The 24214-nt window shown below is 72.4% G+C and carries 22 protein-coding genes and 1 tRNA gene; 18 read left to right on the forward strand and 5 right to left on the reverse strand.

Annotated features, from left to right (window positions below; all coding sequences use genetic code 11):
• Positions 1-38 precede the first annotated feature (38 nt).
• From uraD to VGN18_RS08445, 9 genes are all read left to right on the forward strand, one after another.
• Positions 39-548, forward strand: a complete 510-nt coding sequence (gene uraD, locus VGN18_RS08405; protein ID WP_327539223.1) for a 2-oxo-4-hydroxy-4-carboxy-5-ureidoimidazoline decarboxylase — start codon at positions 39-41, stop codon at positions 546-548.
• A gap of 13 nt (positions 549-561) precedes the next feature.
• A complete protein-coding gene (uraH, locus tag VGN18_RS08410; protein WP_327539224.1) occupies positions 562-882 on the forward strand; it encodes a hydroxyisourate hydrolase in 321 nt (106 codons plus the stop codon).
• 52 nt (positions 883-934) lie between these two features.
• Positions 935-2278: an 8-oxoguanine deaminase gene (locus VGN18_RS08415; RefSeq protein ID WP_327539225.1), complete on the forward strand. Its 1344-nt coding sequence runs from the start codon at positions 935-937 to the stop codon at positions 2276-2278.
• The gene (locus tag VGN18_RS08420; RefSeq protein WP_327539226.1) at positions 2278-3126 is read left to right on the forward strand and encodes an FAD binding domain-containing protein; all 849 of its coding nucleotides are present in this window, start codon (positions 2278-2280) and stop codon (positions 3124-3126) included. The genes VGN18_RS08415 and VGN18_RS08420 overlap by 1 nt, the downstream gene beginning before the upstream one ends.
• The gene (locus VGN18_RS08425; RefSeq protein WP_327539227.1) at positions 3117-3605 is read left to right on the forward strand and encodes a (2Fe-2S)-binding protein; all 489 of its coding nucleotides are present in this window, start codon (positions 3117-3119) and stop codon (positions 3603-3605) included. Before VGN18_RS08420 ends, VGN18_RS08425 begins: the two co-directional genes overlap by 10 nt.
• Entirely contained in the window at positions 3602-5944 is a 2343-nt protein-coding gene (gene pucD / locus VGN18_RS08430; RefSeq protein ID WP_327539228.1) for a xanthine dehydrogenase subunit D, read from the forward strand. Before VGN18_RS08425 ends, pucD begins: the two co-directional genes overlap by 4 nt.
• On the forward strand, positions 5941-6807 hold the full coding sequence (pucL, locus tag VGN18_RS08435) for a factor-independent urate hydroxylase (protein ID WP_327539229.1): 867 nt from the start codon (positions 5941-5943) through the stop codon (positions 6805-6807). The genes pucD and pucL overlap by 4 nt, the downstream gene beginning before the upstream one ends.
• A 99-nt stretch (positions 6808-6906) precedes the next feature.
• Positions 6907-7557 carry a PASTA domain-containing protein gene (locus VGN18_RS08440; protein WP_327539230.1) on the forward strand — a complete coding sequence of 217 codons (651 nt, stop codon included), beginning with the start codon at positions 6907-6909 and terminating at the stop codon, positions 7555-7557.
• Between the two features lie 81 nt (positions 7558-7638).
• Positions 7639-8058: a hypothetical protein gene (locus VGN18_RS08445; RefSeq protein ID WP_327539231.1), complete on the forward strand. Its 420-nt coding sequence runs from the start codon at positions 7639-7641 to the stop codon at positions 8056-8058.
• A gap of 4 nt (positions 8059-8062) precedes the next feature.
• Here the strand turns inward: VGN18_RS08445 and VGN18_RS08450 are convergent, their stop codons facing one another.
• Positions 8063-9949, reverse strand: coding sequence for a penicillin-binding transpeptidase domain-containing protein (locus tag VGN18_RS08450; protein WP_327539232.1), 1887 nt, complete (start codon positions 9947-9949; stop codon positions 8063-8065).
• An 88-nt stretch (positions 9950-10037) separates the two neighbouring features.
• Here VGN18_RS08450 and VGN18_RS08455 point away from each other — a divergent pair, with 88 nt between their 5' ends.
• The 5 genes from VGN18_RS08455 (at position 10038) to VGN18_RS08475 (ending at position 15449) form a co-directional block, all read left to right on the forward strand.
• Positions 10038-11474: an SDR family NAD(P)-dependent oxidoreductase gene (locus tag VGN18_RS08455; RefSeq protein WP_349259856.1), complete on the forward strand. Its 1437-nt coding sequence runs from the start codon at positions 10038-10040 to the stop codon at positions 11472-11474.
• Between the two features lie 35 nt (positions 11475-11509).
• Entirely contained in the window at positions 11510-12331 is an 822-nt protein-coding gene (locus tag VGN18_RS08460) for a tyrosine-protein phosphatase (RefSeq protein WP_327539234.1), read from the forward strand.
• Positions 12332-12470: 139 nt separating this feature from the next.
• Positions 12471-13589, forward strand: a complete 1119-nt coding sequence (locus VGN18_RS08465) for an NDMA-dependent alcohol dehydrogenase (RefSeq protein ID WP_327539235.1) — start codon at positions 12471-12473, stop codon at positions 13587-13589.
• Complete coding sequence (locus VGN18_RS08470) at positions 13582-14526, forward strand: AAA family ATPase (RefSeq protein ID WP_414655028.1); 945 nt, start codon at positions 13582-13584, stop codon at positions 14524-14526. Before VGN18_RS08465 ends, VGN18_RS08470 begins: the two co-directional genes overlap by 8 nt.
• Positions 14527-14627: 101 nt before the next feature.
• Positions 14628-15449 carry a vWA domain-containing protein gene (locus tag VGN18_RS08475; RefSeq protein ID WP_327539237.1) on the forward strand — a complete coding sequence of 274 codons (822 nt, stop codon included), beginning with the start codon at positions 14628-14630 and terminating at the stop codon, positions 15447-15449.
• Position 15450: 1 nt separating this feature from the next.
• On the opposite strand, the gene VGN18_RS08480 is transcribed toward VGN18_RS08475, so the two are convergent.
• The 4 genes from VGN18_RS08480 to VGN18_RS08495 all read right to left on the reverse strand — a co-directional run bounded on the left by VGN18_RS08480 (position 15451) and on the right by VGN18_RS08495 (position 20452).
• Positions 15451-16134 carry a helix-turn-helix domain-containing protein gene (locus tag VGN18_RS08480; protein WP_327539238.1) on the reverse strand — a complete coding sequence of 228 codons (684 nt, stop codon included), beginning with the start codon at positions 16132-16134 and terminating at the stop codon, positions 15451-15453.
• A gap of 31 nt (positions 16135-16165) precedes the next feature.
• Complete coding sequence (locus VGN18_RS08485; protein WP_327539239.1) at positions 16166-17692, reverse strand: MFS transporter; 1527 nt, start codon at positions 17690-17692, stop codon at positions 16166-16168.
• Between the two features lie 138 nt (positions 17693-17830).
• Positions 17831-18892: a hypothetical protein gene (locus tag VGN18_RS08490; RefSeq protein ID WP_327539240.1), complete on the reverse strand. Its 1062-nt coding sequence runs from the start codon at positions 18890-18892 to the stop codon at positions 17831-17833.
• A 42-nt stretch (positions 18893-18934) separates the two neighbouring features.
• Entirely contained in the window at positions 18935-20452 is a 1518-nt protein-coding gene (locus VGN18_RS08495; protein WP_327539241.1) for a hypothetical protein, read from the reverse strand.
• Positions 20453-20977: 525 nt separating this feature from the next.
• On the opposite strand from VGN18_RS08495, the gene VGN18_RS08500 reads away from it, so the two are divergent.
• From VGN18_RS08500 to VGN18_RS08515, 4 genes are all read left to right on the forward strand, one after another.
• Positions 20978-21553, forward strand: coding sequence for a biliverdin-producing heme oxygenase (locus VGN18_RS08500; RefSeq protein WP_327539242.1), 576 nt, complete (start codon positions 20978-20980; stop codon positions 21551-21553).
• Complete coding sequence (locus VGN18_RS08505) at positions 21550-22758, forward strand: GAF domain-containing protein (protein ID WP_327539243.1); 1209 nt, start codon at positions 21550-21552, stop codon at positions 22756-22758. The genes VGN18_RS08500 and VGN18_RS08505 overlap by 4 nt, the downstream gene beginning before the upstream one ends.
• The gene (locus VGN18_RS08510) at positions 22667-23791 is read left to right on the forward strand and encodes a SpoIIE family protein phosphatase (RefSeq protein WP_327539244.1); all 1125 of its coding nucleotides are present in this window, start codon (positions 22667-22669) and stop codon (positions 23789-23791) included. The genes VGN18_RS08505 and VGN18_RS08510 overlap by 92 nt, the downstream gene beginning before the upstream one ends.
• Positions 23792-23824: 33 nt before the next feature.
• Positions 23825-23909, forward strand: a tRNA-Ser gene (locus VGN18_RS08515).
• The last annotated feature ends 305 nt before the right edge of the window (positions 23910-24214 follow it).

Genomic DNA, 24214 nt, shown 5'->3' on the forward strand with positions numbered 1-24214 from the left:
CGATCGTGGCACAACGGTCGGCGCGTTAGGTTCAACTGATGACCGAGGCGCTCATCGACACCACGGCCTTCGACCGGGTCTCCACCGCGGCGGCCGAACTGCTGCTCCGCCCGGCCTGCGCGAGCGTGGCCTGGATCGGGGCGATGGCGGCCGACCGTCCCTACGAGAACCTCGATGCGCTGACGGCCCACTCGGCCGAGGTGATCGACCGGCTCGGCTGGCCCGACGTGGAGGAGGCGCTGGCGGCACACCCGCGCATCGGCGAGCGGGCGAGCGGTGACGACCTCGAGTCGGCCTGGTCGCAGCAGGAGCAGTCCGGGTCCGGGACGGCCGAGCAGTCGACGGCGGCGGCCCTGCGCGCCGGCAACGTCGAGTACGAGCAGCGGTTCGGCCACGTCTTCCTGATCTGCGCGACCGGCCGGTCGGCCGAGGAGATGCTGGCGGCGCTGCGCGAGCGCATCGGTCATGACGAGGCGTCCGAGCGTGCGGTCGTCCGCGCCGAACTCACCGCGATCGTGCGCCTGCGCCTCGCGAAGATCCTGCGGTGAGAGGGTTGCCGGCGTGAGCGTGTCGACGCATGTGCTGGACGCCGTCGCCGGACGTCCCGCCGCCGGCGTGCGGGTCGTCCTCGAGCGCCGGGACGAGACCGGCTGGAACGAGATCGCCGCGCGGTCGACCGACACGGACGGACGCGTTGCCGATCTTGCCTCCGGCGCCGATCCGGGCGTGTACCGTCTGCGCTTCGACGTGGAGGGCTACCTCGGGGCCGAGACTTTCTACCCCGAGGTCGCGGTGACGTTCCGGATCACCGACGCGGCGGCGCACCACCACGTGCCGCTGCTGCTCAGCCCGTACGCGTACTCGACCTATCGGGGGTCGTAGCAGGTCCGGGGACGTTGCGTTGATCCACTACAACGGTGTAGGAGGAGACGGCATGACGACGGTGCTCGACGGCGGCGCCGTGGCGACGGTCGACGCCACGGGCACCGAGCACCTGCGCGGCCACGTGGTCATCGACGGCGGTGTGATCGCGGCGGTCGGGGACGGCCCGGCGCCGGCGATCGAGGGCGCCACCCGCATCGATGCCTCCGGCCTGCTCGTCACGCCCGGCTTCGTGAACAGCCACCACCACCTCTACCAGTGGATCACCCGCGGTTACGCCACCGACTCGACACTGTTCGGCTGGCTGACCACGCTGTATCCCATCTGGGCCCGGCTGACGCCCGAACTCGTCCACGACGCCGCGGCGGCCAACCTGGCCTGGCTCGCGCTCACCGGTTGCACGACGTCGATGGATCACCACTACGTCTTCCCGCACGGCGCGGGCGACCTGCTCGAGGCCGAGATCGTCGCGGCGGCGCAGGTCGGTGTCCGCTTCCACCCGACCCGCGGCTCGATGAACCTCGGCCAGTCGCAGGGCGGGCTGCCGCCCGACTCGGTGGTCGAGTCGCACGACGCGATCCTGACCGCGACGGCCGAGGCGATCGACCGGTGGCACGACCCCGGGCCGGACTCGATGCTGCGGGTCGCCGTCGCGCCCTGTTCGCCCTTCTCGGTCACCGCCGACCTCATGCGCGACAGCGCCGCGCTGGGGCGCGAGAAGGGGGTGCGGCTGCATACGCACCTCGCCGAGACCGACGACGAGGAGGAGTTCTGCCGGGCCACCTACGGCCGCACGCCGACCGAGTACGCCGAGGATCTCGGCTGGCTCGGTCCGGACGTTTGGATGGCGCACTGCGTGCACCTCTCGCCCGACGCGGTCGGACGCTTCGCAGCGACCGGCACCGCAGTGGCGCACTGCCCGACGTCCAACGGCCGGCTCGGTGCCGGCATCGCGCCGGTGCGGGCGATGCTCGACGCCGGGGTGCCCGTCGGGCTCGGCGTCGACGGCTCGGCGTCGAACGAGTCGGCCCGCATGGTCGACGAGCTGCACCAGGCGCTGCTCGTCGCGCGTTACGCCGGTGGGCCGCTCGCGCTGTCCGCGCGGGAGTCGCTGCGGATGGCCACGATGGGCGGCGCCCGCTGCCTCGGTCGCGAGGGCGAGATCGGGTCGATCGAGGTCGGCAAGCAGGCCGACCTCGCGCTGTGGCGGGTGGCCGACCTGCCCGGTGCCGGCATCGAGGATCCGGTCTGCACGCTGGTGTTCGGCGCGCCGACGCTGGAGGCTCTGTTCGTGGGCGGCCGGCAGGTGGTGGCCGACGGTGAGTTGCGGACGGCGGACGCCGCGGCGCTCGCTGCTCGTGCCGCCGCCGCGAGCGCGACGATCGCGGGGCGCTGATGGACTTCCTGACCGCGTCGACCTGGGGCGAGGCCCTGGCGCACAAGGCCGAGCGTCCCCATGCGGTCGCGATCAGCGGCGGCACCGACCTGATGGTCGACCTCAACTTCGACCGGCGCCGGCCCGAGGCGCTGCTCGATCTCAACGGCGTCGCCGAGCTGCGCGAGTGGGTCGCCGTCGACGGCGCTGTCCGCATCGGCGCGGCCGTCCCGTTCACCCGCATCATCGACGAGATCGGCGTGCTCGTCCCGGCGCTGGCCATCGCATCGCGCACCGTCGGGTCGCCGCAGATCCGCAACCGGGGCACCCTCGGCGGCAACCTGGCCACGGCCTCACCGGCCGGGGATGCGCTGCCGCCGCTGGTCGTCGGCGACGCGGTCGTCGAGGTCGCGTCGGTGCGCGGCGCGCGCGAGGTGCCGGTGCGCGCGTTCTTCACCGGCCCGAAGCGCAGCGTTCTCGCACCGGACGAGCTGATCCGCGCCGTCACCGTCCCCACCGCCGCCGGGCCGCAGCAGTTCGCGAAGGTCGGCCCGCGCAACGCGATGGTGATCTCGGTCTGCTCGTTCGCGCTGGCCCTGGATCCCGGCCGGCGGCGGGTGGCCGGTTGCATCGGCTCGGCCGGCCCCACGGTGCTGCCGACCCCGGAGGCCGAGTCGTTCCTGGCCGACGAGCTCGACTGGGACGCCGAGCTGGACGACGCGCTCGTGGACCGCTTCGGCGAGCTGGCCGGTGCGGCCGCGCGGCCGATCGACGACGTGCGCGGCAGCGCCGCCTACCGGCGCCATGCGGTCGGGGTGCTGGCCCGACGGACCTTGCGCTGGACGTGGGAGGAGTTCCGATGCGGGTGATCCTCGACGTCAACGGCGAGCAGCAGGTCGCCGATGACGTGTGGCCGGGCGAGAGCCTGCTCTACGTGCTGCGCGAGCGACTGGGCCTGCCCGGCACCAAGAACGCCTGCGAGCAGGGCGAGTGCGGCTCGTGCTCGGTCTACCTCGACGGCACGCTGGTGTGTGCCTGTCTCGTCGCGGCGCCCCAGGCCCAGGGCCGCGACGTCCGCACTGTCGAGGGGCTGGCCGACCCGCATGCCGCCGGTGGCGAGCTGCACCCGATCCAGCAGGCGTTCGTCGACACCGGTGCGGTGCAGTGCGGCTTCTGCACGCCGGGCCTGATCGTCGCCACGCACGACCTGCTGCACCGCGTGCCGGCACCGACCGATCCCGAGATCCGCGAGGCGCTGGCCGGCAACCTGTGTCGCTGCACCGGCTACGAGAAGATCCTCGACGCCGTCCGCCTCGCCGCCTCGCGCCGGTCGGGGGTGGCGTCGTGACCGGTACGCGGTCGGAGACCGCGACCACGACGACGAGCGCGCAGGGTGGCGTCGGCGATTCCCCGCTTCGACCGGACGGCACGGCCAAGGTCACGGGCGATTTCGCGTACTCCTCCGATCTCTGGATGGAGGACATGCTCTGGGGCGTCACGCTGCGCAGCCCGCACCCGCGCGCCCGTATCCGCAGCATCGACATCGGTGCCGCGTTGGCCACCGCCGGCGTCACGGCGGTCCTCACCCACGAGGACGTGCCGGGCGCGAAGCACTACGGCCTCGAGATCGAGGACCAGCCGGTGCTCGCCATCGATCAGGTGCGTTACACCGGAGAGCCCGTTGCCGTGGTGGCAGCGGATCATCCGGAAACGGCACGACGAGCCGCGGCCAGGATCGTGGTCGACTACGAGGTGCTCGAGCCGATCGTCGACAGCCGGGCGGCGATGGTCGAGGGGTCGCCGCTGGTGCACGACGTCCCCACGCAGAGCCACTACCCGGGCGGCGGCAACATCCTGCGTCATGTCCGCATCCGCCGCGGCGACCCGGAGCTCAGCGCCGACGTCGTCGTCACCGGCGACTACGAGGTCGGCATGCAGGACCAGGCGTTCCTCGGACCTGAGTCCGGGCTCGCCGTGCCGGCCGAGGACGGCGGCGTCGACCTGTTCATCGCCACCCAGTGGCTGCACGTCGACCGCCGCCAGGTCGCCCGCTCCCTCGGCCTGCCCGAGGCGAAGGTGCGCCTCACGCTGGCCGGCGTCGGTGGCGCGTTCGGGGCGCGCGAGGACGTCTCGATGCAGATCCACGCCTGCCTGCTGGCGCTGCGTGCGAACCGTCCGGTGAAGATGGTCTACTCCCGCGAGGAGTCGTTCTACGGTCACGTGCACCGGCACCCGGCGAGGATGCACTTCGAGCACGGCGCGAACCGCGACGGGAAGCTCGCCTACGTCAAGGCGTCGGTGATCCTCGACGGCGGCGCCTACGCGTCGAGTTCGCCGGCCGTCGTGAGCAACGCGGCCAGCTTCGCCGTCGGCCCGTACGAGTGCGACAACGTGCTCGTCGACGGCTACGTGCTCTACACGAACAACCCGCCGTGCGGGGCCATGCGTGGCTTCGGTGCCGTGCAGGTCTGCTTCGGCCACGAGTCCCAGATGGACAAGCTGGCTGACCGGTTGAGCATCGACCCGGTCGACCTGCGCATCCGCAACGCGATGCGCGAGGGGTCGCGCCTGCCGACCGGCCAGGTCGTCGACAGCGCCGCGCCGGTGGCCGAGCTGCTGCGCCGGGTGCGCGAGGCGCCAATGCCGCCCGACGCCACCGACTTCGACGTGCGCACGATGCCCGGCGGCGTCTCGAACACCACGCACGGCGAGGGCGTGCAGCGCGGCATCGGCTACGCCGTCGGCTTCAAGAACGTCGGGTACAGCGAGGGCTTCGACGACTACTCGACCGCACGGGTGCGGCTCGAGGTCCTGGGCGACGAGGCCACCGCCACCGTGCACACCGCCGCCGCCGAGGTCGGCCAGGGCCTGAACACGGTGGTGGCCCAGATCGCGCGCACCGAGCTCGGCGTCGGGCAGGTGGTGAACTACCCGGCCGACACGTCGGTCGGCAGCGCCGGATCGACCTCGGCGTCGCGGCAGAGCTACTGCACCGGCGGCGCCGTGCGCGAGGCCTGCCTGGCCGTGCGCGACGGCGTGCTCGCGCTGGCCGCGGCGAAGGGCATCGCGGTCGAGGGGGCGAGCCTGGCCGGCGGCCGGCTGCTCGGCCCCGGCGGCGTCACGCTCGCCGACCTGGTCGACGTGCTGGGCGACGAGGTCGTCGAAGCGACCCGCGAGTTCCACCATCGCCCCACCGTGCCGTTGACCCGCGACCACGGCGGCCCGGGCGACGTCGGGCAGGGCGACGCGCACCTGCAGTTCGCCTTCGCCGCGCACCGGGTGATCGCCGACGTCGACGTCGAACTCGGGCTCGTCCGCCTCGTCGAGGTGACGACGGCGCAGGACGTCGGCAAGGCGCTCAACCCGCAGCTCGTGGTCGGGCAGATCCAGGGCGGCACGACGCAGGGGCTCGGGCTCGCGCTGATGGAGGAGATCCAGGTGCGCGAGGGCAAGATCGCCAACCCGTCGTTCACCGACTACCTGATCCCGACGATCCTCGACACGCCACCGATGCAGGTGCACGTGCTCGAACTGGCCGATCCGACCGCTCCGTACGGGCTGCGCGGGGTGGGGGAACCGCCGACGATCTCGTCCACGCCGGCGGTGGTGTCGGCAGTGCGGGCAGCGTGCGGGCGCGAACTGCCCCGGGTGCCGCTGCGCCCCGAGTACATCAGCGGTGTGCAGTGACGCGCCTCGGGCCCAATCGCTACGGCAAGGCCGAGGTGCGGGTCGTCTCGATCGCGCGTGGCACCGCGCCCGACGGCGGCGATGTCATCCGCGATCGCTGCGTGTCGACCAGCCTGTCGGGTGATCTGGCGGCGGCGCACCGCGACGGCGACAACGCCAACGTGCTCGCGACGGACACCCAGAAGAACGTCGTCAACGTTCTGGCCAAGCGGCTCGGCGACGTCGAGCCCGAGGCGTTCGCGCTGGCCCTGGCGCGGCACTTCGTCGCCGGCCCGATCACCCGTGCCCGGGTCGCCGTCGACGAGTACGGCTGGACCCGCATCGGCACCCACGACCACTCCTTCCACCGCAGCGGCGACCTGACCCGGACGACGGTCGTGGTGCTCGACGCCGACGCCGGCCCGAGCGTCGTCTCCGGCGTCGAGGACCTCGTCGTGCTGAACACGACCGACTCCGAGTTCCACGGCTTCCCGCGGGACGAGTACACGACGCTGGCCGAGACGCACGACCGCATCCTGGCCACCCGGGTCAGCGCGCGGTGGCGTTACCGCAGCGCCGAGGTCGACTGGTCGGGCGCGTTCGGCCTCGCCCGCCGCGCCCTGCTCGACGCGTTCGCCGGCACCTACAGCTACTCCCTGCAGCAGACGCTCTACGCGATGGGCGCCGCGATCATCGAGGCCGTCCCGGACATCTGCGAGGTGCGCCTCGCGCTGCCGAACAAGCACCACTTCCTCGTCGACCTCGCGCCGTTCGGCGAGACCAACGACAACGAGGTCTACTACGCCGCCGACCGTCCGTACGGCCTGATCGAGGGCACCGTGCTGGCCGACGACGCCTCCGACCCCGGCCTCGCCTGGAGTTGAGCCGTCGAGGAGTCGGGACCTTCGCCCCTCCGTCCTCGACCGGGGCGAGGTCGATCATGAGGTCGGCGACGGCCGCCGTCGACTCGGGGGAGAACAGCCATGACGTCAAGCGCGATGGCCACCATCGTCGACGTGGTGCGGGTAGCCGCCGCGTCGTCATCGGCCGGGTCGTCGTCCCCCGGGTCGTCGGCGCCGGGTAGCAGCCCCCGCTCGCCGACCGGTCCCACCACCCTCACGGGGGACCAGACGGTGCTGGCGGTGTTCATCGTCGCGGCGGCGCTGCTCGCCGCCGGCGGGGTCGTGATCTGGGCCCGCACGAAGCAGGGCGCGCATGCCGCTTCGATGGGGTCGAGCTACATCCGGGCCTGGCTCGCCATCGCCCTGGTGCTCGGCCTGCTGATCTTCTGCGCCTTGTCCTTCGGCATCGACGACGCGACGTTGCGCAGCACGCTGATGGGCGGCCTCACGGCGAGCGTCGGCGCGGCGATCGCGTTCTACTTCTCGTCCAACTCGGCCGCGCGGGCCAGCGAGGACCTGCTGACGGCAACCGGGGCCCTCGAGACCGTCCCCAACCTGGTGGGGCTGACCCACGACGCCGCGGTGACAGCCCTGGGGAAGTCGTCGTTCAAGTTCGAGACCGATCCGACCGGTACCACCGACCCGCCGGCCACCACCCTCATCGACCGGACCACGCCCAAGGCCGGCGCGAAGGCGGCCAAGGGGTCGACGATCAGCGCCCATTTCCCGTAGCGAGCACCCGACCGAAGAACGGGGTTGCCTCCGGGCGTCCCCTGATGTGTCGCGCTCCGGTTCGCGGCGACGCTTGAGGACATGGCCTCGGTACCCCGGACCCGATCAGCGACCGCGCGGCTCGCGGTGCACCTCGGACTCATCGCCTCGGCCACCGTCTCGCTCGTGTTCGAGCCGACGCTCAGCCTGCACATCTTCGCCGGCCTGCTCTTCGTCGGCCTCGTCGTCGTCCATCTCGCCCAGCGCCGCCGCGTCTCGGGCCGGCTCGCCCGGCGCCTGCTGGCGATGCGGACGCTGGGTGGCCCGTCCGGCCGACTCGCGGTGTCCGACTCGGTGCTCGTGGTGCTGACCGCAGCCATGCTCGCGTCGGGTCTGTGGGACTGGCTCGCGTCGCCGACCCGCACCCGCTGGCACGCCATCACCGGCGTCGGGCTGACCGGATACCTGGTCGTCCACACCGTGCGCCGACGCCGACGTCTCGCCGGCTCCCGGGTCCGCTGACCGGTCAAGGCAGGGCGGCGAGGAACGCGTGGCTGAGCTTCACCGGGCTGATCTTCGCCGACGCCCCGTCGTAGACGAACACGGCGAAGGCGAGGTCGCCGCGGACGCCGGCGAACCAGGCGTGGCTGCGCGGCGGCGTGGCCGTGCCGTACTCGGCGGTGCCGGTCTTGCCCTCGACGCCGCCGAGGTCGGCCAGGCCGTGACCGGTGCCGCCCGGCAGTTCGACGGTCGCCTTCATCAGCGCGGTCATCTTCGCGACCAGCGACGTCGGCAGCCGGGACGACACCTTCGGGGCGACGCCGGCCTCGAGCGAGGGCGTGACCACGAGCCCCGACGACGCCGCGCCGGCCATGAGCGCCATCAACAGCGGTGAGACGAGGACGCGACCCTGACCGATCGCGTCGGCCGCCCGCTCGGTCTGGCTCGCCGGTACCGGCAGCGAGCCCGGGAAGGACGTGACCGGCAGGGCCCACGACGCGCCGAGACCGAGCGCGGTGGCCGATGCCCGCAGCGCGCCCGCCGGCAGCGTCATCACCTCGTTGATCGCGCTGGTGTTGCACGAGTAGCCGAACGCCGCACTGATCGGGATCGGCGGGTAGCTGAACCGGTTCTCGTTCTCGAAGCGGCGTCCGTCGACGGTGGTGGTGGCCGGGCAGGCGACCGTGCTCGCCGGGGTCAGCGTCGGGTCGGCGGTGAACGCCGCCGCCCACGTGGCGATCTTGAACGTCGAGCCCGCCGGCAGCGCCGCGGACAGCCCGAGGTCGTAGGTGGTGGCGGCGCTGTTCGCGTCGGCGAGGATGCGTCCGGTCGAGCGCTGCACGGCGACGATCGTCGCGGGCTGCTTGATCGACGCGAGCGCGTTCTCGGCCGTCTGCTGGGTGGCGCGATCGAGGGTGAGGGTGACCGGCGTCCCGGGCTCCGCCGGCTGCACGGTGGCGAGCGTCTTCAGGGTCGTCCCGACGTCGTTCACCGCGTCGACGACGATCGCCGCGCGGCCGGCCAGCCGGGATTCGAGCGCCTGCTGCAGGCCGCCGAGCCCGGTGTCGTCGCCGGCGGCGAGACGCCCCTGCGACTTCTGCACCAGTTCGGCGGTGGCCGGGCCGACCGCGCCCAGCAGCGGCTGACCCCAGTGCGCCGAGGGTGGCAGCAGCTGCGTCTCGTCGCGGAAGACGGTGCCGTCGAGGTCGTGGATCGTCGCCCGGATCGGCAGGTACACGCTGCGACGCAACGTGATCACCGGGACGAAGTCGGTGGGGTGGGCCGCGGCCTTCACCGCCGTCGTGATCTCGGCCGCGGTCGACTGCAGCTGCGGGACGGCGGCGAGCGTGCGGGCGAGCGCCGGCAGGTCCTTCACCAGCTTGGGCTCGATGCCGATCGCGACCACCGGGGTGTCGGCGAAGACGGGGCGGCCGTCGCGAGTGTTCAGCGCGGCCCGCGGTGGAGCCACGTGGGCGACCTGCAGGTGGGTGCCCTCGACCAGCCCGGGGTGGATCTCGGCCGGGTTCCACACCACCTGCCACGCCTTGGCGGGACGGCTGAGGCCCAGCTGACCGGTGTAGCGCCACGGCGCGGTGGCGCCGGGGAGCGTCCAGGCCGCGGTGAAGTCGACGGTCGAGCGCGAACCCGAGGTGTGCACCCCCGAGACGTGCAGCGTGCCCTTCGCGCCCAGCCCGGCCAGATCGGCCTTGAGCGCCGGGGTCGCCGTGGCCGGCGACGACGTGAGGGCGCCGGCCGTCGTCGCGTCGCCCGCGCCGACGGCGTCGAGGAACTTCTGGGCCGCGGTCCGCTCCGCCGGCGGGCCGGAGCTGCCGGTGCACGCGGCGAGCGTCGAGGCGAGCAGGACGGTCACGGCCACCGCACCGATGGGGCGCCGGGAGGTTCGGGAGATCACCTTTACAGCGAAGCACAGGGGTCCGACCGACCCGATCGCCTATCGTGACGCGGTGACCGTGGATGCCGTATCGCCGGCGAGCCAGCCGATGGGCATCGATCCCGACGACCTCGCCCGCTGCCTCGAGGTACTGCGCATCGCCGAGGGGCTGCCGTCCGAGCACCCGGACGCGATCGCGGTGCGCCGGGCCACCGGGCGCATCTTCAAGGCGGTCAAGAAGTCCCGGCGCGACGAGCGGCGTGAGGCCATCAACGCCGCCGACCGCGCGGTCGTCGCCGCCACCGCCACCGGCTCGCCACAGCGCATCGACGACGAGACCGAGGGCATCCCGCTCGTGTCGTCGGCCCAGGGGGCGAGCGCCGGCACCTACATCCGGCCGCGTCCCTGCTACATCTGCAAGCAGGACTACACCCAGGTCGACGCCTTCTACCACCAGCTCTGCCCGGCCTGTGCCGCCGAGAACCACGCCCACCGCAACGCCCGCACCGACCTCACCGGACGCCGCGCGCTGCTCACCGGCGGCCGGGCCAAGATCGGTATGTACATCGCGCTGCGATTGCTCCGGGACGGCGCGCACACCACGATCACGACCCGCTTCCCCAACGACGCCGTGCGTCGCTTCGGTGCCATGCCCGACAGCGCCGACTGGCTGCACCGGCTGCGCATCGTCGGCATCGACCTGCGCGACCCGGCCCAGGTCGTCGCGCTCGCCGACTCGGTCGCCGCCGCCGGCCCGCTCGACATCCTCATCAACAACGCGGCCCAGACCGTGCGCCGCTCGCCCGGGGCCTACGCGCCGCTCGCGGCGGCCGAGTCCGAACCGCTGCCCGACGGGCCGCTGCCCGAACTGCTCACCTTCGACCACGTGTCCGACGCGCACCCGGCCGCCCTGGCCGGCTCGCTCTCGCAGCACCCGCTGCCGCACCTGCCCGACACGCTCCGCGGCGCGGAGATCTCCCGGCTCGCGCTCGTCGCCGGCTCGGCCGCACCGGACCGGATCGGTGCGGCGATCGACGCCGGCGGGCTCGTTCCCGACCAGGACACGATCAACAGTTGGACGCAGGTGGTCGACGAGGTCGACCCGCTCGAGCTGCTCGAGGTCCAGCTCTGCAACATGACCGCGCCGTTCATCCTCATCAGTCGCCTCCGCGCCGCGATGGCGGCCGCCCCGGCCCGCCGCAAGTACGTCGTCAACGTCTCGGCGATGGAGGGGGTGTTCAGCCGCGGCTACAAGGGCCCGGGCCACCCGCACACCAACATGGCGAAGGCCGCGCTCAACATGCTCACCCGCACGAGCGCCACCGAGATGCTCACCGACGGCATCCTGATGACTGCCGTCGACACCGGCTGGATCACCGACGAGCGGCCGCACTTCACCAAGGTGCGGCTCGCCGACGAGGGCTTCCACGCCCCGCTCGATCTCGTCGACGGCGCGGCCCGCGTCTACGACCCGATCGTCCAGGGCGAGGCCGGGGTCGACCTCTACGGCTGCTTCCTGAAGGACTACCGGCGCTCGGCCTGGTGAACCGGGCGGCATCGCCCATTTGTATCGTCGGGGGAGTGACGTCCTCTCCCACCATTCCGCAGTGGATCGACCTCGACGGCGCCGACAACGTCCGTGACGTGGGCGGCCTGCCGACCGACGACGGCGGTGTCGTGCGCTCGGGTCGGCTGATCCGCTCGGACAGCCTGCAGCAGCTCAGCCCGGCCGACGTCCGGCACCTCGTCGACACCGTCGGGGTGCGCGCGGTGGTCGACCTGCGCACCGGCGTCGAGGTCGAGTCCGAGGGGCCCGGCCCGATGACGCGCGAGCCGGCGGTCACGATCCGGCACCTCTCGCTGTTCCCCGAGGAGGGCCACAACACCGACGCCGCGGTCACCGACGCCGACGACGACGCCCCGGTCGTGCTGCCCTGGCAGGAGCGCGACAACGCCCTGACCGACGCCGAGCGGCGGCACGGCGCGTCGGCGGTCTACCTGCGTTACCTGAACGAGCGGGCCGACTCGATCGTCGCCGCCCTGCGCACCATCGCCTACACCGACGGCGCGACGATCGTGCACTGCGCCGCGGGCAAGGACCGCACCGGCACGGTCGTCGCGCTGGCCCTGGCCGAGGTCGGCGCCACCCGGGCCGCGATCGTCGACGACTACGCCGCCAGCGCCGAGCGGGTCGAGGCGATCTTCGCCCGCATGCGCACCACTCGCACGTACGCGCACGACATCGGCGACGAACCGGTCGACAAGCACAAGCCGCGCGCGGCGTCGATGCGCCACCTCCTCGACACCCTGGACGAATTGTTCGGGGGCGCGTCCGCCTGGCTGCGCGACCACGGCTGGACCGAGGCCGACGCGGCCGCCCTGCGCCGCGCCCTGCGCGACTGATTCCTCGTCCCGACATGCGGACCGGGCCTTTCGCGCGCACGGTCTGAAGTGCTACGCATTAGTTCCGGTCGACGACCGGATTGAAGAGGCTGGCCCGTTCGGACCCGCCCCGTGACGTCGCACGCCGATGGGAGCGCCAATGAAGACGAAGGCCGCAGTGGTCTACGAGGCCGGCAAGCCGATCGAGATCGAGGAGCTCGACCTCGACGGTCCCAGGGACGGCGAGGTGCTCATCCGCTACACCCATGCCGGTCTGTGCCACTCCGACGTGCACGTCGCCCACGGCGACCTCGAGGCGCGCCTGCCGATGGTGCTGGGCCACGAGGGCGCCGGCATCATCGAAGAGGTCGGTCCGGGCGTCACCCGGGTCAAGCCGGGCGACCACGTGGTCTGCTCCTTCATCCCGAACTGCGGCACGTGTCGCTACTGCGCCTCGGGCCAGCAGTCCATCTGCGACATGGGCGCGACCATCCTCGAGGGGTACCTGCCGGGTGAGCGCTTCGCCTGGAGCGGTCCGCGCGGTGACTACGGCGCCATGTGCATGCTCGGGACGTTCAGCCAGTACGGCGTCATCCACCAGAACTCCGCGGTCAAGGTCGACGACGACCTGCCGCTCGACAAGGCCGTCCTCGTGGGCTGCGGTGTGCCCACCGGCTGGGGTTCGGCGGTCAACACGGCCAACGTGCGGCCGGGTCAGACCGTCGTCGTCATCGGCGTCGGCGGTATCGGCATCAACGCCGTGCAGGGCGCGCGCTACGCCGGCGCGAAGAACGTCATCGCCATCGACCCCCTCGAGAACAAGCGCGAGAAGGCGATGGAACTCGGCGCCACGCACTCGTTCGCGAGCATGGACGAGGCGGCTATGGGCGCGATCGCCGAGATGACGCGGGGCCAGATGGCCGACGCCGCGATCCTGACCCCGGGCCTGATGACCTCGGAGATCGTGGCCGGCGGCTTCCACTCGGTCGGCAAGGGCGGCACGGTGGTGCTCACCGGGCTGAACAAGCTGATGGAGCAGAACATCGAGCTGCCCGGCACGATCCTCACGCTGTATCGCAAGTCCATCAAGGGCAGCCTGTTCGGCGACTGCAACCCGACGACCGACATCCCGAAGATCCTGGGGCTCTACCAGAGCGGTGACCTCAAGCTCGACGAGATCATCACCAGGACGTACACGCTGGACCAGGTGCAGGAGGGTTACGACGACCTGCTGGCCGGCAAGAACGTTCGCGGTGTGGTGGTGCACGAGCATTCGTGAGCGACGCTCGCGGAGCGAGCGGGGGAGAGGAGAACCGCTGAACCCCACGCTGGTACTGGGCCGAGAAAGAGAAGCCGAGCTGCTGACGGCGGCTCTGGACGCGGGCGCCCACGTGGTGCTCGAGGGTCCACCGGGAACGGGCAAGTCGACCCTGCTGCGCGCGGTTGCGGGCAGCAGGGCCGTCCCGTTCTTCCTGGTGGAGGGCAACGCCGAGCTGACCCCGGCGCGCCTGGTCGGCCACTTCGACCCCGCGCAGGTGCTGGCCAAGGGGTACCGGCCGGACATCTTCGTCGACGGCCCGCTGGTCGAGGCGCTGCGCAGCGGCGGTCTGCTGTACGTGGAGGAGATCAACCGCGTCCCGGAAGAGACGCTCAACGTGCTGATCACGGTCATGTCCGAGGCCGAGCTCAACGTGCCGCGCCTCGGTGTGGTGCGGGCCGGTTCGGGTTTCCGGCTTGTCGCGGCGATGAATCCCTACGACGCGGTCGGCACGGCCCGCATCTCCTCGGCGATCTACGACCGCACCTGCCGCATCGCGATGGGCTACCAGTCGGCGACGACCGAGACCGGCATCGTGGCGCTGCGCGACGACGGTGCCGACGACGCCTGGCGGGCCTCGGTCGTCGATCTCGTCCGCGCCACCCGCGAGCACCCCGATGTCCGGGTCGGCTCGTCGGTGCGCGGCGCGATCGACCTCGTCGGCATCGCCGGGCGCCTCGGTGCGAGTCGCGGCGTCGACCCGACCGACTGGTTCGCCGGGCTGGACGCCGCGCTGGTCGCGCTGTCCGGCCGCGTCCGCATGCTGGAGTCGAGCAACCGCACCCCCGAGGACGTCGTGCGCGAGCTCTACGAGAAGGTGTTCGGCCCGCCGCCGTCCACCCCGCCCGCGGGCGACGACCCGGGTTCGACGGGAGCGCCGCCCCCGGGGGAAGCCTGAGCCCGCCGCCACCGGCGGGCGAGCGGGCACGCAAGGGAGGTCGGCCCCAGGGCCGCACCATCGGCCGGAACCAGCTGGCCCAGCACGAGGGCTTCGCCGAGGTGTCGCCCGAGGTCGGCGTGCTCGACGAGGACGCGCTCGCCCGGCTGCTGGACGAGGATCCCGACGACTCGCTGGCGATGCTGGCCGAGATGATGACGGCCACCGACGAGGAGCTGCGGCGTCACGCGCACCGGCTGGCCGCGCGGCTCGTCCTCGAACGCTCGCGCACGGGGCGTCCGGCCCAGAGGGGGACGGGTCGGCCCCGACTCGTGCCGGCCTCGCGCGGCGGTGACCTCGATCTCGACGCCTCGCTCGACGCGGTGATGACCGCGCGGGCCGAGCAGCGGCCGGCCCACTTGGACGAGCTGTCGGCGCGGGACTGGGGTCAGGCCCAGCTCGCGCTGTGCCTCCTGGTCGACGACTCGGGCTCGATGACCGGCGCGCGGCTGGCCGCCGCGGCGATGGTGACGGCCGCGTGCGCGCTGCGGGCGCCGGCCGAGCACGCCGTGCTGGCGTTCGGCCGCGATGTGCGCCCGGTGCGCCGGTTGCGTGACGTGACCCCGCCGGCCGAGGTCGTGAACCGGGTGCTGCAGCTGCGCGGGCACGGCGTCACCGGGCTGGCGGGCGCGCTCCGGGCCGGCACCGAGGCGCTCGCCGACGCCCGGGCGACGCGGCGGGTGGTGGTGCTGCTCTCGGACTGCCGGGCCACCGACGAGCAGGACCCGGTGCCGGCCGCCCGCGGCGTCCCGGAACTGATCATCGTGGCCCCGCGCGACGACGGCGAGGCAGCCGAGGAGCTGGCGGCCGAGAGCGGTGCGCGGTGCGCCACCCTCGGCTCGGTGGACGAGGCGGTCGGCCTGCTCAACGAGCTGCTGAACTGACTCAGCAGCGCGACTGCGCGGCCTTCACCGCCATCGCCTTGTGGGCCAGCATCGCGGCGCGGAACCGGTCGGTGCTCATCGGCGGCACCGACTCGTCGACCCCGCCGGGGCGCAGGCCGGCGAGCAGCGTGGGCAGGTAGCGGCGCCACAGGCCGGGGGTCTCGTCGCCGGAGATGTCGGCGACGAGGCACAGCATCATGATGAGGAAGCCGAGATCGCTGGTGTTGGCGTCGGGCCGCACGTCGCCGCTCGCCTGGGCCCGCTCGAGCAGCGCGGTCACCGGGCCGTCGAGCAGGTCGTGCGCGGCGTCGGCCTTGGCCGGGTCGTGCACGCCCATGAGCACTTCGCGCAGCCCGCGGTCGCTGGTCTGCAGTTCGAGGACGGCCTCGAGGAATTCGACGAGGCCCTGCCACGGATCCTCGGCCCGGGCCGCCGCCTCGGCCTGACCGACCACCGACTCCATGGCCTGTTCCATGATCGCCTCGGCCAGCTCGTACTTGTTGGCGAAGTGGCGATACGCGGTGCCGACACCGACGCCGGCCTGCTTGGCGATCTCGTCCAGGCTGGCGTCGAAACCGCGCCGGGCGAAGACCTCGCGGGCCGCGGCGATGAGGGCCTCGCGGTTGCGGGCGGCGTCCTTGCGCAGCGGACGGGAGGCCGGCTGCTCGACCTTGGTGCTGGTCATGCCCAACCTCCCGTCCGTGACGCGGTCGTGGTCAGAGTACGACCGTCTCGGCCGACTCGTCGTACTGCGGGACGCCGGAGCGGAGCACGATCGCGCTGAGCACCGCGCCCACCGCGAAGATCGCGGTGGCCCACCAGAACGCGACGGTGTAGCTGTGGACCGCGGCGTTGGCCTGCAGCAGCTTGCCCGCCGCCGCGCTGGTGGCGCCGGCGGCGTGGGTGGTCGCGTAGGTGGCGCCGGCGGTGGCCGCGATGGTGTTCAGCAACGCGGTGCCGACCGAGCCGCCGACCTGCTGCACAGTGTTGACCGCGGCCGAGGCGACGCCCGAGTCGCTGGCCTCGACGCCGAGCGTGGCCAGGCTGAAGCCGGGGGCGAACACCAGGCCGAGGCCCGCGCCGAGCAGCAGCATCGAGGGCAGGATGTGCGAGGCGTAGGACGTGTCGAGCCCGATCTGGGTGAGCAGGTACATCGCCACGGTGGCCGCGGCCATGCCGGTCGGGATCAGCAGGCGGGCGCTGACCCGCGGGATGAGGGCCGAGCTGGCGATGCCGGCGACGACCACGAGCACGCCCGTCATCGGCAGGAACGCGACGCCGGTCTGCACCGCGCTGTAGCCCTGCGAGGCCTGCAGGTAGTAGGTCAGGAACAGGAAGACGGCGAACATGCCGGCGGCCGAGGCGAACATCGCGAGGTAGGAGCCGCCGCGGTTGCGGTCGAGCACGATGCGCAGCGGCAGCAGCGGGTTGTGCACGCGCTGCTGGACGAACACGAACGCGGTGAGCAGCACACCGGCGGCGACCAGCATGCCGATGGTGATGCCGTTGGCCCAGCCGTCGGTCTCGGCGTGGGAGAAGCCGTAGACGAGGGCGAACAGGCCGGCGGTGACGACGACGGTGCCGGTGATGTCGAGCTTCGCGCGGTGCGCCGCCTTGCTGTGGCTCAGCAGCTTGATGCCACCGGTGAGCGCGATGCCGACGAGGAAGAGGTTGACGAACAGCGTCCAGCGCCAGTTGGCGTACTCGGTCAGGATGCCGCCGAGCAGCAGGCCGACGGACGCGCCGGTGCCGGCGATGGCGCCGAAGACACCGAAAGCCTTGGCCCGCTCGCGCGGGTCGGTGAAGGTGGTGGTCAGCAGCGACAGGATCGCCGGGGCGAGCAGCGCGGCGAAGGCGCCCTGCACGGCGCGGGCACCGATCAGCATGCCGACGTCGACCGCGGCGCCGCCGACGGCCGAGGCGATCGCGAAGCCGGCCAGGCCGATGACGAAGACCCACTTGCGCCCGATGACGTCGGCGATGCGGCCGCCGATCAGCAGCAGCGAGCCGAAGGCCAGCGCGTACGCGGTGACGATCCACTGGCGGGCGCTGTCGGAGAAGGCGAGATCGGTCTGCGCGGTGGGCAGCGCGATGTTCACGACCGTGGCGTCCAGGACGATCATGAGCTGGGCCACGCCGAGGACCGCGAGGATCCACCAGCGGCGGGCGTGGTGCGGGTTGTCCGCGGACGCCTCAGGGATACGGGTGTGCAGATCGGTTTTCTGCAGGTGGTCGACTGACATCTGGCTCTCCAGGAAACGGTGTAACGGAGGAGGTCTCTCCGCTTCGAGGATTACCGTACACCTGATTCGGAGGACTCGACTCCGCTTTTTCCGGATCGCCGCGAGAGGTGCGCCACTGCGGCGCCGGGAATACGCCGATCAGCAGCCCGCGGCCGTCGTGTAGCAGCGCAGCCGGGGCTCGGCGGCCACCTCGGGAGCGTTCACCAGGTTGACGTTCGGCAGCGGCACCGAGAGCAACCCGAACGAGCCGGCCAGGATCTGCAGGTAGTTCTGGGCGTTCAGCGGGTTCACGCCCGGCTGGAACACCTGCAGGCAGACGCCGCGCGAGATCCGGCTCGGCCGGGCCGGACCGGCGTGGTCCAGGGCGTCCATCACCAGCGCGTAGGCCACCGGGTCGAGCGTGCCGATGGCCAGGTGCTCGTCGACGTCGAGCGGGCAGATGTCCTGCGTCGACACGTTCGTGATGGCGCCGGCGCCGGTGTGCAGCGCCGACGACGACGACGCGTCGGTGCCGTTCGGCTGCACGACCTCGTCGGTGTGGGTGAAGATCTCGGTGTAGCTGATCCCGGCGAACGTCTCGGCGCCGCTGTTGAGGGCCTGGATGAAGCGGGCGGTGTCCTGCTGCTGCCAGACCGCCGGCGTGCAGCTCGTGTATCCCCGCTTGCAGACCGGGACAGCCGTCGACCCGTGGTTCGAACCGGCCATGCCGATGACGTCGTCCACCATGGCCCGCGTGTCCGGCCAGAAGCGCAGCGCCCACCGCATCGACATGCCGCCCTGGCTGTGCCCCATGACCGCGATGCGCCGGTGCGCCCGGGCGTGCATCGTCCGGATCGCGTAGACGAGGTACTCGCCCGCGGTCTGGATGTCGCCGAGGGTGTGGAACGGCATGGTCACCGCGCACCACGGGCGGTGCTGTGCGGTGAACGCGCGCTCGTAGTTCCACGAGTAGTTCTGGTCGGGCGTGACGCCGGTGGCGGGGTTGAGCAGCACCGGTTCCAGCGTCGAGGACGCCGGCGTGCCGTGGCACGACAGCGCGGCCGCGAGGGCCGTGGACGGCACGCTGAGCCTCGGCCCCGGACGGTCGAGCGGGGCGTAGTGCGTCGCTCCTCCGGCAGCGGGCGTCCCACCCGTGAGGGCGGCGAACCCGGCCCCGGCGATGACGGCAATGGTCAGGAGGAATCTCAGCAGCGCGCGCACGGGAGGATCAACGATCGGCCCGCGGGCCCGTGACGGTCTTGCTCAGCGGCGAACGCTGACGTACCCGCTCCCGACGGCCGCGCAGAAGGTCGGCCCGGAGCAGTCGGCGGCGGTGAAACCGATCTCCGGTGGCAGGGCCGGCAGGTTCTCGGTGGTCCAGGTCGACCCGTCGAAGATGTCGACTGTGTCGGCGTCGATGACCAGGCAGAACGTCGACGTGGGGCAGGTGAGGGACGTCTCCGCCGAGGTGGTGGTGGCGGCCGCTACCCAGGCCGATCCCGTGTAGCGGAACGCCCGACCGCTGCCGTCGATCGCGAGGCAGAACGTCGGCGACGCGCACGCCATGGCGTTGAGTGCGACGTTCTCCGCAGCCAGTCGGATGCGCATCAGCCAGCGGCTGCCGTCGAAACGGTTGACGATGCCGGGAACCGCGGCCGCCATGCAGAAGTGTGTCGTCGTGCAGGACACCGTGGTGGCCCCACCGGCACCCGAGACCACGGCTGCGGTCGGGTGGGTCCAGCCCGCGCCGGTGAAGACGCTGGCCGCCCCGACGAAGTCCGTGGCGACGCAGAATGTCGCGGACACGCAGGACACCGAAGTCGGTCCGCCCAACGGCGAGCTCGGCGCGATCTGCCAGCTCGCGCCGTTCCAGCGCCGGGCCCCGCCGTGGTTGTCGAGCATCAGGCAGAACGAGCGGGCAGTGCAGGAGACCCCGCTGGGCCCGTTCTCCGGGTAGTCCTGGGCGTCGATCTTCGACGGGTAGCCCCACCGGCTGCCGTCCCATCGGGTCGCGTCACCGTTCGCGTCGACCGCCATGCAGAACGCGGCGTCGACGCACGACACCGAGGTGAGCTCGCCCCGTCGGGCGTCGACGAAGACCGGGCGGCCCCAGCCGCCGTTGGCGTACTGGATCGCCTGACCGGTCAGGCCGACGGCCATGCACCAACTGCGGGTCGGGCAGGAGACGGAGTGCAGGTAGGTGCCGTAGCCGATGGCCCGGGCCGGATCCCAGGACGAGCCGCTCCACCGAGCCGCGCGGGACCGCGGGTAGTTGGAGCCGACCGACATGCAGAAGGTCGTGGTGGCGCAGGACAGGCCCCTGTCGCCGAAACCGAGGTGATCGCCGAGGGCCCGGATCGCCCACGCGTGCCCGTTGAACGTCGCGGTCACGTCACTCCGGCCGCCACCGAGGCAGTAGGTCGGGCTCAGGCAGTCGACGGTCCCCGGGCCGCCGCCGTCCCGCGTCGAGGAGGTGACGAAGGCACCCGTCCAGCGTGTACCCGTGAAGCGGTAGGCCACGCCGCCGCGCGTGCTGTCGTACCCGACGGCCATGCAGAAGGTCGTGGTGGCGCACGAGACGGCGCTCAGCGAGCCGTTCGTGGTCGTGACGGCCGTGGCCTTCGACCAGGTGGACCCCGACAGGTGGAACGCGTACCGCGTCCCGATGGCGACGCAGCTCCCGCGGGTACTGCACGAGACCCCGACGAGACCGGAGTCGAGCAGGCGGGTGAACTGCCAGCGGCTGCCGGTGAAGACCGCTGCGTAGCCGCGGCCGTCCACGGCGACGCAGAAGGTGTTGCTGGTCCGGACACCGAGACGAATCCGTTGTCCGGACCGGCCTGGGTAAGTTGCACGTGCTGGCGCCAATGACCGTAGGAGTAGAAGGCCACCCGACCGCTCAGCCCGACCGCCAGGCAGAACGTGGTGGTCGGGCACGACACCGAGGTCAGTCCACCCGTCGACGGATCCGCGGCGACCGGTGCCGACCACGTCGGCGTGGCAGCGGCCGCCGGGGCGACGTGACCGCCCACGGCGCCCGCCAACGACACGGCTACGACCACAGCCACACCGGCGTGGCGCAGCCGTCGAACCCAGGGCGTCGTGCGCATCGACCCTCCTCGGACCGGGAGCGTCGACACGTCCGGGTCGGGCGAATCGTAGGCCTTTGTCGGGCGGGCGCCCAGCGTCGGCCGGGCGGACTCCGCGTTCTTCTCGACCCGCTCCGGGCGGGCGCCCCGTTAGGCTTGCTGGGCTGTCGGGCGACCGGCGGCGCGACTGGATCGGGGAGGGATCAGGCTGAGCGCGATGGCAGCGCAGCTGAGGCAGCGCACGCGAGCGTCTCACGAGCAGGTCGAGGCCGATCTGGATCTTCTCGACCCCGCGCTCACCCCGGCCCGGCTGGGCGCCGTCCTCGTCCGCTTCCACTCCCTCTGGGACGCGGCCGAGCGGGCGCTCGACGCGTGGGCGGCCGACGCGCCGGCGCTGGCGGGCGAGCTCGACTGGCCGCGTCGCCGCCGCGCCGAAGTGCTGCGGGGCGACGTGGCAGCTCTCGGTGCGCCCCTCGACCGCGCCGCGGCGCCGTCACCCGTGGCCGTCCCGGCGACCGACGCCGACGCGCTCGGCTGGCTCTACGTCGCCGAGGGCTCGACCCTGGGCGGCGCTGTGATCTCGCGCCGGATCGTTCCCCTGGGGCTCGCCGTGCGGTCGTTCACGCCGTACGCCGAAGGACCCGGCCCGATGTGGCGGCGCTACCACGAGGTGCTCGAGGCGTGGGTCGACGGCGACGAGATCCGGGCCCATGCGGTGGCCTCGGCGGCCGCCCGCAGCTTCGACGCCCTGGCCGAGTGGGTCGCGCCGCTGCGCCGCGAGGCGGTTGCGTGACCTCGGACGAGGGCCTGCTTCCGGTCGGTACGCCGATCGATCTGGACAACTGCGCCCGCGAGCCGATCCACATCCCGGGCAGCATCCAGCCGCGCGGCGTGCTGATCGTGCTGCGCGAGCCGGGTTTCGACATCCAGCAGGTCAGCGCCAACATCGTCGACCTGCTCGGGGTGCCGGTCGAGGACGTGCTGGGCCGACCGCTGGCCACGGCCGTCGGGCCCGGCCCGGCCGCGATCATCCAGCGCGCCGCCGCGTCCTTCTCCGACCTGCGCGCGCGCAACCCGTTGGACGTCCGGCTCGAGGTCCGGGAGGGGGAGCAGAGCTTCGACGCGATCCTGCACCGCGATGCGCGCGGCGTGCTGCTGCTCGAGCTCGAGGTCGCCTTCGGCCCGCGGCCGTTCTCGTTCCCGAACACCTACCTGGCCGTCCGCGGTGCGGTCGAGGAGCTCAATCGGGCGGGCTCCATGCGCGAGCTCTACGACGTCACGGCCCGAGCCGTGCGCGAGCTGACCGGGTTCGACCGGGTGATGGTCTATCGCTACGACGAGCAGTACAACGGCGAGGTCGTGGCCGAGGCCCGCCGGGACGACCTGAACTCCTTTCTCGGGCTGCACTACCCGGCCTCGGACATCCCGGCCCAGGCTCGCGCGCTGTACGAGAAGAACTGGCTCCGGCTCATCTCCGACGTCGACTACGTGCCGTCGCCGATCGTGCCGACGCTGCATCCCGCGCTCGGGGAGCCGGTCGACCTCACGCACTCGACGCTGCGCAGCGTCTCGCCCATCCACATCGAGTACCTGAGGAACATGGGTGTCCGGGCGTCGATGTCGATCTCGCTGATGCGCGCCGGGCGCCTGTGGGGCCTCATCGCCTGCCACCACTACGCCGGGCCGCACCTGCCGCCGTACGGCACCCGCGCCGCCGCCGAGTTCCTCGGTTCCACGCTGTCCTTGCGGATGGGGGACCAGGCCGACGAGGACGAGCTGCGCGACCGGCTGCAGACCCAGGAGACCCTGGCCAAGATCGTCGCGGCCACCCTGGACGAGGGTGAACCGCTCGTCGGTGCTCTGCGCGCCGGACCTGCTCGATCTCGTCCGGGCCGACGGTGTCGTCGTGCAGATCGGCGGCGATCGGCAGACCCGGGGCTCGGTGCCCGACGCCGCCGACGTCTCGCGGGTGGCGCAGTGGGCGCACTCGACGGGTGAGACGGTGACCGCAACCGATTCGCTGACCGAGTTCATGCCCGGTTCCGCGCCGCCGTCGTCACTCGCCAGCGGCGCCCTGGTCGTGACGTTGCCGGACGACCAGTACGTCGCCTGGTTCCGGGCCGAGGAGCTGCACTTCGTCGACTGGGGTGGCGACCCGCAGAACAAGGCGATCGCCGTGCGCGAGGGCGACACCGTGCGGCTGAGCCCGCGCAAGTCGTTCGAGCGGTGGCGCGAGACGGTGCGCGGCCGCGCGCGCCCGTGGGCACGGTACGAGGTCGATCTCGCTGTCCAGCTCCGAAGTCATGCGATCACCGCGATGTACCAGCGCGCGCGCAGCGAGTTGCGCCTCGCCGGGGCGTTGCAGCGCAGCCTGCTGCCCGAACTGCCCCAGCTGCCCGACTGGACGCTCACCGCCTCCTACGAGCCCGCCGAGGGCGGACGCATCGGCGGCGACTGGTACGACGCCTTCCTCATGCCCGACGGCCGGTTGGCGACCGTTCTCGGTGACGTCGCCGGGCACGGGGTGGCCGCCGCCGGCCGGATGGCCCAGCTGCGCAACGCTCTGCGGGCCTACCTCTTCGACGGGCTCGGCCCGGACGAGGCCCTGGCCAAGCTCAACCGCTTCACGACCCGGCTGCTGGGCGGCGTATTCGCGACTGCCGTCGTCGCCTGTATCGACCTGACCACCGGCGAGGTCGAGGCCGTGAGCGCCGGCCACCCCATCCCGTTCTGCATCGATCCCGCCGCCGGCCCGTACGCCGCGCCGGTCACCACCTCGACGCCGGTCGGGCTCACCGAGGCGGTGTACCGGGTCAGCCGTTTCACCCTCGCCCGGGGCGCCGCCCTCGTCCTCTTCTCCGACGGTCTCATCGAGCGCCGCACCGAGGACAACGACGTAAGCCGGGCCCGCCTCGCCGCCACTCTCGCCTCGCTCGACGTGATCACCGCCGAGACCATCGGCTCCGCCGTCGACTCCCGCGACCTCACCGCCGACGACGCGACGATCGTCTCCGTCTGCCGCCCGCTCTGAGCAGTTGGCCGACTCGGTAGCGTGTGAGGCCCAGGAGGGCTCGCATAGTGGCCGAGTGCGGCGGTCTTGAAAACCGCTAGGGGGAAACCTCTCGAGGGTTCGAATCCCTCGCCCTCCGCCCTACAACTCCACAGCACAATCCCCGGAAACACTGGGCTCCAGGCCTCTGCGGCCGTCCACAGCCAGTGTCGGAACAGCGCCGGCAACGACGACCACGAGGCCCCGTCCGTACGGATGCCGTACGGATTGCAGTGCCCGATTGCGCCCCGACGGGCGCGCCGGACGGTGCGCCCAATGCCCCGCATCAGCGCCTCCGTGCCACCCCCGCCGCTCGCCCCGCCCGCCAGTGTCCGCGCCCAGCGCCGGGCCACCGCGCGCCCCGCCACGCCCGCCACCGACCCGCTCACGGCGCGCGCCGCCGCA

The organism is Jatrophihabitans sp. (genome assembly GCF_036000465.1).
Taxonomy (GTDB): Bacteria; Actinomycetota; Actinomycetes; order Mycobacteriales; family Jatrophihabitantaceae; genus Jatrophihabitans.

Excerpts from the sequence above, each read along its gene's own strand:
- uraD (WP_327539223.1), top strand. The coding sequence starts at position 39 with ATGACCGAGGCGCTCATCGACACCACGGCCTTCGACCGGGTCTCCACC.
- VGN18_RS08415 (WP_327539225.1), top strand. The coding sequence starts at position 935 with ATGACGACGGTGCTCGACGGCGGCGCCGTGGCGACGGTCGACGCCACG.
- VGN18_RS08420 (WP_327539226.1), top strand. The coding sequence starts at position 2,278 with ATGGACTTCCTGACCGCGTCGACCTGGGGCGAGGCCCTGGCGCACAAG.
- VGN18_RS08425 (WP_327539227.1), top strand. The coding sequence starts at position 3,117 with ATGCGGGTGATCCTCGACGTCAACGGCGAGCAGCAGGTCGCCGATGAC.
- VGN18_RS08440 (WP_327539230.1), top strand. The coding sequence starts at position 6,907 with ATGACGTCAAGCGCGATGGCCACCATCGTCGACGTGGTGCGGGTAGCC.
- VGN18_RS08445 (WP_327539231.1), top strand. The coding sequence starts at position 7,639 with ATGGCCTCGGTACCCCGGACCCGATCAGCGACCGCGCGGCTCGCGGTG.
- VGN18_RS08455 (WP_349259856.1), top strand. The coding sequence starts at position 10,038 with ATGGGCATCGATCCCGACGACCTCGCCCGCTGCCTCGAGGTACTGCGC.
- VGN18_RS08465 (WP_327539235.1), top strand. The coding sequence starts at position 12,471 with ATGAAGACGAAGGCCGCAGTGGTCTACGAGGCCGGCAAGCCGATCGAG.
- VGN18_RS08480 (WP_327539238.1), bottom strand. The coding sequence starts at position 16,134 with ATGACCAGCACCAAGGTCGAGCAGCCGGCCTCCCGTCCGCTGCGCAAG.
- VGN18_RS08485 (WP_327539239.1), bottom strand. The coding sequence starts at position 17,692 with ATGTCAGTCGACCACCTGCAGAAAACCGATCTGCACACCCGTATCCCT.
- VGN18_RS08500 (WP_327539242.1), top strand. The coding sequence starts at position 20,978 with ATGGCAGCGCAGCTGAGGCAGCGCACGCGAGCGTCTCACGAGCAGGTC.